The sequence below is a fragment of the Bordetella flabilis genome (genome assembly GCF_001676725.1).
GTDB classification, from domain to species: Bacteria; Pseudomonadota; Gammaproteobacteria; order Burkholderiales; family Burkholderiaceae_B; genus Bordetella_C; species Bordetella_C flabilis.
In genome coordinates this window covers 4,637,877-4,651,307 of the sequence record NZ_CP016172.1, presented here as the reverse complement: position 1 = coordinate 4,651,307, position 13,431 = coordinate 4,637,877, and the positions used below count along the sequence as shown (strand labels likewise).

At 64.0% G+C, this 13,431-nt stretch carries 9 protein-coding genes and 1 tRNA gene; 5 read left to right on the top strand and 5 right to left on the bottom strand.

What is annotated here, in order from left to right; translation table 11 throughout:
- The first annotated feature begins 10 nt into the window (after positions 1 to 10).
- From BAU07_RS20690 to BAU07_RS20670, 5 genes are all read left to right on the top strand, one after another.
- Positions 11 to 919 (top strand): LysR family transcriptional regulator, encoded by a 909-nt coding sequence (locus BAU07_RS20690; protein ID WP_066661855.1) that lies wholly within the window; start codon positions 11 to 13, stop codon positions 917 to 919.
- A 1-nt stretch (position 920) separates the two neighbouring features.
- Entirely contained in the window at positions 921 to 1,847 is a 927-nt protein-coding gene (locus tag BAU07_RS20685; RefSeq protein WP_066661854.1) for a LysR family transcriptional regulator, read from the top strand.
- 569 nt (positions 1,848 to 2,416) lie between these two features.
- A complete protein-coding gene (locus BAU07_RS20680; protein WP_415830323.1) occupies positions 2,417 to 5,284 on the top strand; it encodes an autotransporter family protein in 2,868 nt (955 codons plus the stop codon).
- Positions 5,285 to 6,218: 934 nt separating this feature from the next.
- On the top strand, positions 6,219 to 7,454 hold the full coding sequence (locus BAU07_RS20675) for an MFS transporter (RefSeq protein ID WP_066661852.1): 1,236 nt from the start codon (positions 6,219 to 6,221) through the stop codon (positions 7,452 to 7,454).
- A 21-nt stretch (positions 7,455 to 7,475) separates the two neighbouring features.
- Entirely contained in the window at positions 7,476 to 8,564 is a 1,089-nt protein-coding gene (locus BAU07_RS20670) for an NAD(P)H-dependent flavin oxidoreductase (protein ID WP_066661851.1), read from the top strand.
- Positions 8,565 to 8,807: 243 nt separating this feature from the next.
- Here the strand turns inward: BAU07_RS20670 and BAU07_RS20665 are convergent.
- The 5 genes from BAU07_RS20665 to urtB form a co-directional block, all read right to left on the bottom strand.
- Positions 8,808 to 8,883, bottom strand: a tRNA-Gly gene (locus BAU07_RS20665).
- Between the two features lie 244 nt (positions 8,884 to 9,127).
- Entirely contained in the window at positions 9,128 to 9,826 is a 699-nt protein-coding gene (gene urtE / locus BAU07_RS20660; protein WP_066661841.1) for an urea ABC transporter ATP-binding subunit UrtE, read from the bottom strand.
- Between the two features lies 1 nt (position 9,827).
- Positions 9,828 to 10,640, bottom strand: a complete 813-nt coding sequence (gene urtD, locus BAU07_RS20655; RefSeq protein WP_066665597.1) for an urea ABC transporter ATP-binding protein UrtD — start codon at positions 10,638 to 10,640, stop codon at positions 9,828 to 9,830.
- A gap of 32 nt (positions 10,641 to 10,672) precedes the next feature.
- A complete protein-coding gene (gene urtC, locus BAU07_RS20650) occupies positions 10,673 to 11,797 on the bottom strand; it encodes an urea ABC transporter permease subunit UrtC (RefSeq protein ID WP_066661839.1) in 1,125 nt (374 codons plus the stop codon).
- The gene (gene urtB / locus BAU07_RS20645) at positions 11,794 to 13,419 is read right to left on the bottom strand and encodes an urea ABC transporter permease subunit UrtB (RefSeq protein ID WP_066661838.1); all 1,626 of its coding nucleotides are present in this window, start codon (positions 13,417 to 13,419) and stop codon (positions 11,794 to 11,796) included. Before urtB ends, urtC begins: the two co-directional genes overlap by 4 nt.
- Positions 13,420 to 13,431: the final 12 nt, after the last annotated feature.

Genomic DNA, 13,431 nt, shown 5'->3' with positions numbered 1-13,431 from the left:
GTTTCCCAGGATGACCACTTTCCGGGAACTCGAAGCCTTCGTCGCCGTCGCCGACATGGGATCTTTTGAAAAGGCCGCGCGAAATCTCGGCACGTCCCAATCCGGCATTTCGCGCTTGATCCATGAGTTCGAACAAGGCTTCGCACAGCCGCTGTTCAACCGTGACCGTCGCGCCGCGAGATTGACATTGAAGGGGCAGGAGGTCCTGCTGCACGCGCGGGCAATCCTGCGGCAGCGGATGAACCTGCTGGACCGCTTCGGCGGCGCGGATCTGCTCGCGCCTACGCTCAGGCTCGGAGTCACCGAGTTATCCGCCGTCACCTGGCTCGGAGCCTTCATCGCAGCGCTCAAGGCCCGTTATCCCGGACTGCGCCTGGACTTGAAAGTAGGCGCATCGGTCGGCCTGCACGCGTTGATGCAGGATGGGCAGTTGGATGCGGCGGTCATCATGGAGTCAGTCCGCTCCCACAATATGGTTCGCCTACCGATAGGCGTAGCCAAATGCGGCTGGTATTGCGCGGTGGACGCTCCGCTCCCTGGTTCGCTGAAACTGGCCGAGTTCGAACGGCAGACCGTGCTGCTGCAGGGACGATCGCAGGGAGGCGGCACCCAGACCGAGAATTGGTTGGTGGAGCGAGGCGTCAAGCTGGCCAATTCGATCCAGAGCGACAGCCTGGCCGCCCTCGCGGGGATCTGTGCCGCGGGCCTGGGCATTGCGAGCCTGCCACGCGCGGTTGCCGCGCAGGGCATGGCATCCGGCCTGCTTCGGGAACTGAAGATCCCCATCGGCGCCCCGAGCTTGCAGTACGTGCTGCTCATGCACATCGGCGCCATGACGGAATTCCACTCGACTGTTGCCGATCTTGCCCGGAGCACCTGCGATTTCAACAAGGCGCTCGCGCCGCGCAAGGCGGGATGACATGCTTACGATCAAGCAGTTGCAGGCGTTCTACTGGGTGGCGCGGCTGGGCACGCTGAACAAGGCGGCGGAAAAGCTGCACATTACGCAATCCGCCGCGACCAAGCGGTTGCAGGAGGTCGAGGCTGCCGCGGCGGGGCCGCTGTTCGAAGGCGAAGGACGGAAGAGCCAACTGACGCGGCTCGGCCGGGAACTCGAGGCGGAGTGTGAACGTCTTTTCGAACAGCTCCAGGCGCTTGACCAGTTGAAGCGCTCAGGTCATCCGCCTGTCCGGGTTCTGAAAGTCGGTTTGACCGAGATGGTCGCGCTGACCTGGTTTTCTGACTTCCTGAAACGGATGAAAGACCAGTATCCCTCGATCATCGTTCAACCCCAGATCGACCTTTCGCTGACATTGCAGGAAAAGCTGGAATGCGGCGACCTGGACTTCGCGATCTTGCCTGACCCCGGTTCGTTGGAAACGGTGGTGAGGGTGAGCATCGGCGACGTGAAGTTCGGATGGTTTTCCGCTCCGGGGATTTTTCCCACGGACGTCACGCATTCGCTGCAGGAGCTTGCCTCGAAGCCGATGATTGAACAGTCCGAGAATTCGATCATCACGCTTGTCTGCAACCGGCTCTGGGAAGGCGCGGGGGTGCGGCCCGAGCGCATCTATGGTGGCAACAATATCCAAGCCTTGGCCGGTCTGGTCGCGGCCGGCATCGGTATCAGCTGCCTGCCCGTGCAGCTCTTCCGAAGCGAACTTCGCTCCGGAAGCCTCGTTCTGGTGAAGACCTCCGTTCCCGGGCCTGCTGTCACCTACTCCTGCTGCTTCCTCAAGCATCCCGACGCGGCCCTTGGCCACAAGGTCGCGGAAGTGGCGCGACAGTCCAGTAGTTTCGGGCGGCGTGAGTTGCTCGGCAGGCGCGCTGTCCGCCGGCCCGTATAAGCGATAGCGCAGCCGTCGTGCAAACAAGCGCGTGATGGCGCGGTTCAAGCCGCCCCGGTTCGCGCGCCGAATCAGTATAGCCACGCTCGAATTCCGCTGGCGTTCGCGCGGTCGATGGCTGTCGCGAACCTTGCTCCTCGATCCACGCGTTCGCTCTCGCCGTCGCGAACCTTGTTCCTTGATCCCCGGGTTCGTTAGGGCCGTCGCGAACCGTGCTCCTCGTTCCCGCCGTTCGCTGCACGCGCCCCGCATGCGGCGCTCATTCATTCACGCTGATTCGACGGAACGGCTACATCGTACAAAACACGACGGATGATCGCGGCGCCCTTGTGGATGGTATCCACGCGTAGTTTTTCAATCGTTTAGATAGGCCCTAAGAATGAGGTTTTCAGCGTTGGATGGTATCCGCTTCTTAAGTTCTTGGGATTAAGAAAAAAGCGGTATACATTGCGTTTTTTTTTGCGAAGAGCTCTTCCGTTTACGCAGATTGGTTCATCACGCCGCAATCGTTTTTTACGGTAGTCCAGCACGCTCGAGCATCCAACCGTTGACCGACATATGGGGGATCCATGTTGATGAATGGCACGAAGAAATGGCTGAAGGCGACGCTCGCGCTTAGCGCGTCCTATTGTGGCGGCGTCACTGCTGCGGACCTGACGATTGCGTCAGGCGACACGCGGGTGTTCGACGGCTCGGCCAGCTTTCCCGGCGGAATCTCCGCCAGCGGCGGCACGCTGGTCATCGGCGGCAACGGTGGCGGAGCGGGCGTCACGATCGATGGGAACGTCGATGCGAACTCGAACGGCACCGTCGCCGGCTTCGGCTCGATCAATGGCGATCTCAGCGTGACGGGCAACGCTCGCGTGGCGCCCGGATACTCTGTCGGGACGCCGACCGGTGTGTCCAACGGCAACCTCGTCGTCAGGGGCAACCTGTCGATGAACAATGCCGTGTTCGACTTCGAGACGGGCTATGCGGGACTGCCCATCACGCAGCCAGGCACTGGCGACAACATTACCGTAGGCGGCAACGCCGCACTCAACAACACGACGCTGAACGTCACGGTGAACACCTTGGGTGTCAACGCCGGCTACTACCGGATCCTGTCATACGGCGGGACGCTGAGCGGCAGCGGCCTGTCGTTGGGCACGGTCACCGGCGACTCCGTGCCTGCGGCGACCATCCAGTCACTGACCGGGGACAAGCAGATCAACCTCATCCTGGGCCCGAGCACGACCAACTTGTGGAACGGCAACGGCGTGGCGTCCGCCACCCGGGCCGGGGGTGGCGATGGCACCTGGAGCGCCGCCAGCACGAACTGGAATAGTCCCGGCAATGCCACGGGAGCGCTGCCCGATGGCGGCTATGCGATTTTCACAGGCGCGGTCGGCACGGTGACCGTCGATGGCGGCGCCGGGCCGGTACGCGTGTCCGGCATCCAGTTCGCCACCGATCGATATCGGCTGCAAGGCGCTCCCATTACCCTGGTCCCCAACGGCGGCAACCCGCCGGCCATCGTGGTCGGCGACGGCACTTATGCCTCCGGACAATTCGTCGACACGATCGACAACCCTCTGCAAGGCACGAACGGCTTCGTCAAGACCGGACCGGGATCGCTGATCCTGACCGCGGACAGCAGCGGTCTGAGCGGCCCCATCCTGATCGCCGACGGCGCCCTGGAAATCGACGGCAAGTTGAACGGTCCCGTCGATATCGGCCGCGAAGTCGTACTGGCGGGTGTCGGCCAATTGGGCAGCACGACGCTTTATCCCACCGCGGTTGTCTCTCCAGGCAACGATGGTTCGCCCATCGGGACGCTCACCATCAATGGCAACCTTACCTTCGGCCAGGACGCCGTCTATCGTGTGCATGCCGATCCCGCCAGCAACGCGAGCGACCGCATCCACGTCACGGGTGTCGCCTACCTCGACGGCACCGTGGCGCACGTGGGACCCGACGGCAACTATGCACCGCGCACGACCTACAACATCCTGACGGCGGATGGCGGCATACAGGGCCGGTTCACCGGCGCGTCGAGCGCGTATGCGTTCTTGACTCCCACGCTTTCCTACGACACGAACAATGCGTTCATGACGCTCTCGCGCAACGACGTGCCGATCGGCAGTGTGGGCAACACAGGCAACCAGAGCAGCGTGGGCGGTGCGTTGGATAACGAAGCGCCACCCGTGAACGGCAGTGGATCGGCGCCGACGGGGAACGGCAGCGCTCCGGGCAGCGGTTCGGGCAGCGCAAGTGGCGCGAGTGGCACAGGTGGCGCAAGTAGTACGGGCGCGGCGGCCGCGACACCGGACGGCAACGGCGGACTGGCGGGTTCGGTCGCGCAGGCGGCCGGCGGTACTGGCGCGAGCCAGGTGGCGAGCGCAGTGCTTACCATGACGCCGGACGAAGCGCGCTCGGCCTTGAACATGCTTTCCGGCGAAGCGTACGCGAGCACCGCCAGTGTGTTGCAGAGCCTGGCGGACACCGTCCGCATGCTGCCTCTGGCGCGTTTGCGCGGCAACCTGGATGCGCCGACGCTTGCCGGACGACCCACGGCCCAATTGGGCGCGGCGTCCGCCGACGCCATGCCGCAAAGCGGTGCGTATCCGGTGTGGGCCCAGGTTTTCGGCAACTGGCGCACATTTTCAAGCGACGGCAACGCGTCGCGCGTACGCCAATCGGACGGCGGGCTGTTCGTCGGTGGCGACGGCGCGGTGGGCGGCGACTGGCGCTTGGGCGGAGCGCTCGGCTATACCGGCAGCCACAGTTCCATCGCCAATGTGTCGTCGCGCACGCATGTCGACAGCTATACGGCGACCTTGTTCGGCGGACGGAACTTCCATGTCGGCCCGGGCCATTTCCGCTTCACGGCCGGCGCGGCCTACACCTGGCACGATATCGAGACGAAGCGCGACGTGGCGGCGGGCACCCTGAACCAGCAGCTGGAGTCGTCCTATCACGCCAATTCGACCCAAGTGTTCACCGAACTCGGCTACAACCTGCCGCTGGGCGAGGCCTACACGATTGAACCTTTCGCCGGCGTGGCGTGGAACCAGTTGCGCACGCGCGACTTCGACGAATCGGGCGGTACGGCCGCCCTGCACGGGACCGGACGTACCGACAATGTGACCAGCACCACGCTGGGACTGCGCGGCGCGTGGCAGTTCGGTGCCGACCGCGCGCCCAGCCGCCTGACTGCATCGCTGGGCTGGCGCCACGCAATGGGCGACGTGAAGCCCAGGCAGGAACTGGCGTTCGACGGCGGCGGCCCCTTCACGGTGACGGGCGTGCCTATTGCGCGCGACGCCGTCGTGCTGGGTCTTGGCGCGGAAATGACCATCGCGCGCAATACGACGGCCGGCATCGCCTACGACGCGCAGTTCGGGGGAGGGAACCGGCAGCAGTCGGGCTTGCTGAAGGTGGCCATGCGGTTTTAGGCCGGGGCCGGCAGGGCAGAGGCGCCGCGGCGCGGCAAGACCTTTCTTGGCTTGTTTCTCTCGGAAGTCGAAACTGGCGGAAAGCATGGCCGTGCGCGGCGCGGTCATATAAATCGCGCCATAGGGGGGCGCCGCCCCGTCCAGTAATCCGTTCGCACAGGGAGGCTGCCTTGGTGCCGACGTACGGGTGCCGCGCGGCTGATCTGCTTCGGGTGTCAGGAAAATACATAATCAAGGGGCGAAGCCGCTCCAACTCTCTCTTGTGCTCCCGACCGCGGGGCTCTTCAAAGCCGGGCTGGGCATTATGCCGAAGCGGTATCCAAGGAATCGGCCAACGGACGCATTTTCCCCCCTTCAAATCGACTTCGATTCGACGCTCATCTTGGGTCGAATGCCATCCGGCGGCTAAGGCCATGCCCGGAATATGCGCACTCCACCGGCGCGGTGTGCATATCTGAATAAGAGATAGGTCCAATCTCAAGAATTCAATTTTCAAGATTACATACCGCGCGTAGCCTTGCGGCATCGGAATTTTGGAGAGTTGGGACCGATACCCGCAAGGCTCCTGGCCGGCAAGATCGGATTTTGCCAAGGCAATCCGTCACAGGCGCCGTACCGCTGGTGGTCCGACGTATTCGCGAGCTGCCCGCCCGTGGCCAGAGTCAGCACGGTGCTGTCTGGAAGAGGCCGACAGTCGGCTTTGCGATAACACGGACTGTGGCTGCATATGCGTTGTCGCGCGCCTTCGCTCGAACATGCGGCGACTACGCACTCCTGTCTGTCGTTGGCGCTGCGGCAATGGTCGGCGCATGGATTCTGGACGTGGCCGCGAATCGAAACATCGCTCGGAATGCGAAACATGAATCCCCGTGAAACATCCGTGAGCGCCTCAGGCCGTGATCTCGCACCAGGCAAAGCGAAGAACGAGTTTCCCATGCGTGGTTACGCTGAACGCAATGAGTTGTACTGGAAGCGAAATCTGGCAGTCTGTGTTTTCGGCTCTTTCACCACCTTGGTCAGTCTGAGTATGTTGCTGCCGTTTCTGCCGCTATACGTCCAACAGTTGGGAGCGAAGTCCTCGGACGACATCGTTCAGTGGTCGGCAATCGCCTTCGGAGCGACGTTTCTGGGAACTGCAGTCACGGCGCCCATCTGGGGAAAACTCGCCGACCGGTACGGGCGTAAACCGATGCTGATACGGGCAGCCGTGGGTATGGCCATCGTGATGTCCTTGATCGGTCTGGCGCGCAATATCACCGATCTCGTGGTACTGCGACTGATCGCTGGGCTCGTCGGTGGCTACGCCTCGGCTTCGACGGTGATGATCGGCACACAGGCTCCCAGGGAGCGGGCCGGTTGGGCGTTAGGCGTCCTGTCCACTGGCGCATTGGCGGGCAGCCTGGTCGGGCCGCTGGTGGGAGGCTTCCTGCCCGGCCTTGTCGGGATACGAGGCACATTCTTCGTCGGGGGCGGAGTTATTGCTGTCGCCGCGCTTGCGACCATTTTTCTGGTACGCGAGGCGTTTGACGCGCAGAGCCATCGGTCCTCGAAGGCCAGAGCTTTCAGTTTGAACCATAACGCGATCAACAGTCCGTACATATGGACACTGCTGATCACGGCCATGATGGTCCTGCTCTCGAACATGTCGATCGAGCCCATCATCACGGTCTACCTCGGAGGACTCGGTGTCCCGCACGAAAAGCTGGCTCAGTCCGCCGGAATCATCATGGCATGCTCCGCGCTCGGCAGCATTCTGGCCGCTCCTCGCCTTGGCGCGCTGGCGGATCGGGTTGGTAGCAGAAGGGTCATCATTGGATGCCTGGTGGCCACGTCCTTGGTCCTGCTCCCACAGGCATTCGTCAAAGAATGGTGGCAGCTCGGTGCGCTTCGAGGCCTCATGGGGGCGACCCTGGCGGGGTTGCTGCCTTCAGTAGCAAAGCTGATTCGCCATTCGGTGTACGAGGGGAACTCTGGATCGGCATTGGGCTATCTCCAGTCCGCGCAGTTTTCGGGTCAAGTCGTCGGCCCTTTGTTGGGTGGAGCCATTGGCATCCATATGGGATTGCCGCACGTTTTCTTTGTGACAAGTGCGCTGTTGGTGCTCTGCGCGGGGATGAACCACTGGTCCGAGCGCTGCCATCTCCGCGGCCCGAGCGCAAATCCGCTTTAGTCCAACGCAGGAAGGAAGACCATGAAAAAAGTCGATGACTTCGTATCCAGGCTGGGTATCAGGCACCCGATCATCCAAGCTCCGATGGTGGGGGTTTCCACGCCAGCGCTGGCGGCCGCCGTGTCCGACGCGGGGGCGCTCGGCTCGTTGGGGATCGGCGCGATCGGCGCTACCCAGGCAAAGAAGATGATCCAGCAGACGCGGGCACTGACCGGCCGTCCATTCTCCGTCAACATGTTTTGCCATCCTCCCGCGCCGCGCGACCCCGGGGTCGAGGCCGCATGGGTCCGCTTTATCGAGCCGCTTTTTGCCGAAATGGGCGAAGCATGCCCCACCCAGTTGAGCGAGATATACACCTCTTTTCTGGAACAGGAAGACACCTTCGAAGTGCTTTGCGAGCAGCGCCCCGCTGCCGTGAGCTTTCACTTCGGAATTCCCAAGCGTGAATGGATCGACGGTTTTCGCAGCCGGGGCATTGTCACCATGGCTACGGCCACCAACCTGTATGAGGCGAAATTGATCGAGGAAGCGGGTATCGACATGATCGTGGCCCAGGGCTCCGAAGCCGGAGGCCACCGCGGCATGTTCGACCAGTTTGCCGTCGACGAACTCCTCAGCACGTCGGTGCTTGTGCAACTTCTCGCTCGCGCTACGCCGCTGCCCGTAGTTGCCGCCGGAGGCATCATGGACGGTAGGGGCATCCGTGCCATGCTCGCTCTCGGAGCATCGGCCGTGCAACTTGGAACGGCATTCGTGCTGTGCCCGGAGTCGTCGGCTAATGGGAACTATCGCCGAAATCTGAAGAGCGAGCGGGCGATGCAGACTCGCCTGACATCGGTGATCTCCGGCAGGCCCGCAAGAGGCATCGTGAACCGGTTGATCAGGCACGGGGAGCAACTTGGCGCGCCGCCCGTGCCGGCTTATCCGGTGGCCTACGACGTAACCAAGCGCCTGAATGCCTTCGAGGGCAGGCACGAGAACCATGGGGAGTTCGCCGTGCAGTGGGCCGGCCAGGGGGCTACGCTTGCCCGCGAGCTGCCCGCGGCGGATATGGTCGCCCTGCTCGTAGAGGAACTGCGCAGGGAAATGCGGCCGCCGAACGCCGTATGAGTTCGCTTGGCGCGAGGGAGCGGCATGTCTTCAGACATAGGCCCGAGGGTGCTGGGCAACATTCCGAGCCAATCCTGGCAATAAGCCGGAACCGGCACCGCGCGCATTCTGTGGCCTCGTTCCTGGCCTGCAACACGATTGCCGCAGCTAGATTTCCCTGGCTGATGCTGCAATGAAAAAAGGAGCCGAAGCTCCTTTTTTCAACGACTTACAGATGCCAATGAGGGTCTGTAGAGCCAAAACTGGAGCGGGAAACGAGTCTCGAACTCGCGACCTCAACCTTGGCAAGGTTGCGCTCTACCAACTGAGCTATTCCCGCATGATGGCGCAGGGGCATCAGAGCCACCCGCAGGACAGGATGTGATGCGCTCCCTGCCCGCCGCGCGCCACTGCAACGGCGACACCGGACAAGGATTATACATAAACCCGGGCATGGGTGCGGACCACTGCAGAGGGCGGCCGGCATGGCGTGGTGGCGCCGGTATGCATCGCCGACCCGCCGTTATACGAAATGTGAGCGGTACGGAGCGCCCCCGTACGCAACGCGCCTTCTACACCGCGCCTTATACCGAAAGGTGCCGTCGCACTTCGGCGTCGCCCATCTCCGCCTGCGCGCCCTGGGCGACCACTTCGCCGCGTGACATGACGACGAAGCGGTCGGCCAGTTCGTGCGCGAAGTCGAAGTACTGTTCGCACAGCAGGATGCCGATATCGCCGCGCTGCCGCAGCATCCGGATGACGCGTCCGATGTCCTTGATGATGGAGGGCTGGATGCCTTCGGTCGGCTCGTCGAAGATGATCAGTTTCGGTTCGGCGACCAGTGCCCGGGCGATGGCCAGTTGCTGCTGCTGCCCGCCGGACAAATCCCCGCCGCGGCGCCCCAGCATGCTCTTGAGGACAGGAAACAGCTCGAACACCTCTTCCTTGATACGCCGCGCACGCGCCCCGGGCAACGCCGCCATGCCCATCACGATGTTCTCTTCCACGGTGAGCCGGGCGAATATGTCGCGGCCCTGCGGCACGTAGGCCATGCCCAGGGCGGCGCGCCGGTGCGGCGGCAGCCGGGAGATGTCCTGGCCTTCCAGCAGTACCTTGCCACTGGCCAGCGGCAGCACGCCCATCAGGCACTTCAGCAGTGTGGTCTTGCCGACGCCGTTGCGCCCCAGCAAGGCCAGGCATTCGCCGCGCTTCAGGTGCAGCGATACGCCGCGCAGGGTGTGGCTGCCGCCGTAGTATTGGTTGATGTCTTGGACGTCCAGCATGTCATCGGCCCAGATAGACTTCGATTACGCGCGGATCCGCCTGGACCTGGGCCATGGTGCCTTCGGCCAGGACCGAGCCTTCATGCAGCACGGTGACCTTGCCGCCGTCCGCGATGCGGGTGACGAAATCCATGTCGTGCTCCACGACCATCAGGGAATGGTGGCCGCGCAATTCGTTCAGCAGCTCGCCGGTGCGCTCGGTTTCGGCGTCCGTCATGCCTGCGACCGGTTCGTCCAGCAACAGCAATTGCGGCTCCTGCATCAACAGCATGCCGATCTCCAGCCACTGCTTCTGGCCGTGCGACAACAGCCCCGCGGGTCGCCACACCTCGGCCGACAAACGGATCAGGGCCAGCGTGGCGGCGATCTTGTCCGCCTGCGCGCTGTCGAGGCGGGAGAACAACGTGGGGCGCACCCGCTTGTCCGCCTTCATGGCGAGTTCCAGGTTCTCGAACACGGTGTGGTTCTCGAACACGGTCGGCCGCTGGAACTTGCGCCCGATGCCGGCGTGCGCGATCTGCGCTTCGTTCAGCGTGGTCAGGTCGATGCTCTGGCCGAAGAACGCCGTGCCGGAAGTCGGCCGCGCCTTGCCGGTGATGACGTCCATCATCGTGGTCTTGCCGGCGCCATTGGGGCCGATGATGCAGCGCAGTTCGCCCACGCTGATGTCCAGGTTCAGGTCGTTCAGGGCCTTGAAACCGTCGAAGCTGACCGTGATGCCGTCCAGGTACAGGATGGCGCCATGGGTCGTGTCCACGTCGCTGGGCTTGACGCGGTCATAGCCCGGGCTGCCGCTGGGGCCGCCCTCCGCCAGCGCGTCTTCGTGTGCGGATGCCGCAGGGGTCGTCACGCTTGCTTCTCCTCGCGTTTCAGGAACCGCCGCACCAGGCCGACGATGCCGTGTGGCAGGAACAGGGTGACCAGCACGAAGATCAGGCCCAGGGCATAGAGCCAGAATTCGGGAAACACGCTGGTGAACCAGGTCTTCAGCCCATTGACGACGCCTGCGCCCAGGATCGGACCGATGAGCGTGCCCCGTCCGCCGGTGGCGACCCAGATCACCATTTCGATGGAGGTTTCGGTGGACATTTCGCCGGGATTGATGATGCCGACCTGCGGCACGTACAGCGCGCCCGCCACCCCGCACATCACCGCGGACAAGGTCCATACGAACAGCTTGAATCCCAGCGGTTCGTAGCCGATGAATCGCAACCGGCTTTCCGAGTCGCGCACCGCCGTCAGGACCCGGCCGAGCTTGGACTGCGTGATGACGCGGGCGAGCACCAGCGAGCCGGCCAGGAACACGAGCGTCGCCCAATACAGCGCGGCCCGCGTGCCGGCGGCCGTTATATCGAACCCCAGGATGCGCTTGAAATCGGTGAAACCGTTGTTGCCGCCGAAACCGGTGTCGTTGCGGAAGAACAGCAGCATGGCCGCGAAAGTCATCGCTTGCGTGATGATGGAGAAATAGACGCCCTTGATGCGCGAGCGGAAGGCGAAGTAGCCGAACAGGAAGGCCAGCACCCCGGGAACCAGTACCACCAGCAGCATGGCGTACCAGAAATGCTCGGTGAAGGACCAGTACCAGGGATACGTCTTCCAGTTCAGGAAGACCATGAAGTCCGGCAGATCGCTCTTGTAGACGCCGTCATGGCCGATGGCGCGCATCAGGTACATGCCGTGCGCATAGCCGCCCAGGGCGAAGAACACGCCATGGCCCAGCGAGAGGATGCCGGCATAGCCCCACACCAGGTCCAGGGCGAGGGCGGCCAGGGCATAGCACATGAACTTGCCCAGCAGCGCGACGGCATAGGAAGACATATGCAGCGGGCTGCCGGGCGGAAAGACCAGGTTCAGCAGCGGCGGCAGCGCCAGCGCGATGCAGGCAAGGGCCAGGCCGGTCCACGCGCGCCTGGAGTAGAGGGGCGGCCGCGCCATCGCGGCCAGGTCCATGGATGCTGACATCTTCATTCGACGCTCCGGCCGCGCGGGGCGAACAGGCCTTGCGGACGCTTCTGCACGAAAAGCACGATCAGCACGAGGATCGCGATCTTCGCCAGTACGGCGCCCGCGTAGGGTTCCAGGAATTTATTGAGTCCGCCCAGCCCCAGGGCGGCGATAACGGTGCCGGCCAACTGGCCGACGCCGCCAAGCACGACGACCATGAAAGAGTCCACGATGTAGCCCCGCCCCAGGTCCGGCCCGACATTGCCCAGTTGCGACAGCGCGACGCCGGCCAGGCCGGCGATGCCGGAGCCGAGGCCGAAGGCCAGCATGTCGATGCGTCCGGTCGGCACGCCGACGCAGTCGGCCATGCGCCGGTTCTGCGTGATGGCGCGCACGAACAAGCCCAGCCGCGTGTGATTGAGCAGCGCCCAGACGAAGAACAGCACCAGAAAGGCGAAGCCGATGATGACGATGCGGTTGTACGTCAGCACCAGGCCGCCCATGACCGTGATGCCGCCCGTCATCCAGCCCGGATTGCTGACTTCGACGTTCTGCGCCCCGAACAGCGAACGGACCAGCTGCATGAGGATCAGGCTGATGCCCCAGGTCGCCAGCAGCGTCTCCAGCGGCCGGCCATACAGCCAGCGGATGACGGTGCGCTCCAGCGCCATCCCGACCAGCGCGGTAACGACGAACGCCACGGGCAGCGCGGCGATCACGTACCAGTCCAGCCAGGCCGGCGCCCAGGCGCGGAAGGCGGACTGCACGATGTAGGTCGCGTATGCGCCGATCATGAGCAGCTCACCGTGCGCCATGTTGATGACGCCCATCAGCCCGAAGGTGATGGCCAGCCCCAGCGCCGCGAGCAGCAGAACGCTGCCGAGGCTGACGCCATAGAACAGGTTGCCGGCCCACTCGATGGCGGTCTGGTGGCGGTCGATGGCGCGCAGCGCCGCCTGGGCCGCTTCGCGTACGCCGGCGTCGGGCTCCGCATAGCCGCCCTGGCTGTCCTGGCTCGTCATGGCCGTCAGCACGGGAATGAAGGTGGAGTTTTCACTGCGCCCAAGTATCTGTACCGCGTGCCGCCGTACCGCGGGGTCCGCGCTTTTCAGTTCCAGGTTCGCTTGCGCGATTTCCAGGGCCGACCGCACCTGCGCATCGGTTTCGCTGGCCAGTGCCTGCACGATGAGCGGCAGCACCGATTCCTGCGAGGTCTGCTGCAGTCTCTGCGCGGCGGCCATGCGCACGGCGGGGTCCGGCGCGCGCAACCGCGATTCCGCCAGGGCGCCGTCGATCGCGCGCCGCAGTCGGTTGTTGATGGTGACCGTGCCGGCATCCGGCGGCAGCGTCGCGCCCATGCCCGTGCCCGGATCTATCGCGCCCTTGCCGGTGTCCAGCAGCACGCGACCCTCCCCGGTGACATAGAGGCGTTCCGATGCCAAACCCTCCAGAAGCCGGGAGGCGGCCGGATCCGGCGACCGGCCGAGTTCGCCGATCGCTTGCAATTTGGCGTCGGTGTCATCGCCGGCCAGGGCCGCCAGCACGGCGGGATCGAGTCCCGCGCCCAGCGCTGTGGCCACTGGCGCGGCGAGCAGCCACGCGATCAGGAATCGAACCAGGTATCTGGCGATGAGCGCGATGCGCATGGCTGTGCTGTC

What these genes read in the sequence shown, in the direction of transcription:
- BAU07_RS20690 (WP_066661855.1), top strand. Translation starts at nt 11, where the DNA reads ATGACCACTTTCCGGGAACTCGAAGCCTTCGTCGCCGTCGCCGACATG.
- BAU07_RS20685 (WP_066661854.1), top strand. Translation starts at nt 921, where the DNA reads ATGCTTACGATCAAGCAGTTGCAGGCGTTCTACTGGGTGGCGCGGCTG.
- BAU07_RS20680 (WP_415830323.1), top strand. Translation starts at nt 2,417, where the DNA reads ATGTTGATGAATGGCACGAAGAAATGGCTGAAGGCGACGCTCGCGCTT.
- BAU07_RS20675 (WP_066661852.1), top strand. Translation starts at nt 6,219, where the DNA reads ATGCGTGGTTACGCTGAACGCAATGAGTTGTACTGGAAGCGAAATCTG.
- BAU07_RS20670 (WP_066661851.1), top strand. Translation starts at nt 7,476, where the DNA reads ATGAAAAAAGTCGATGACTTCGTATCCAGGCTGGGTATCAGGCACCCG.
- urtE (WP_066661841.1), bottom strand. Translation starts at nt 9,826, where the DNA reads ATGCTGGACGTCCAAGACATCAACCAATACTACGGCGGCAGCCACACC.
- urtC (WP_066661839.1), bottom strand. Translation starts at nt 11,797, where the DNA reads ATGAAGATGTCAGCATCCATGGACCTGGCCGCGATGGCGCGGCCGCCC.
- urtB (WP_066661838.1), bottom strand. Translation starts at nt 13,419, where the DNA reads ATGCGCATCGCGCTCATCGCCAGATACCTGGTTCGATTCCTGATCGCG.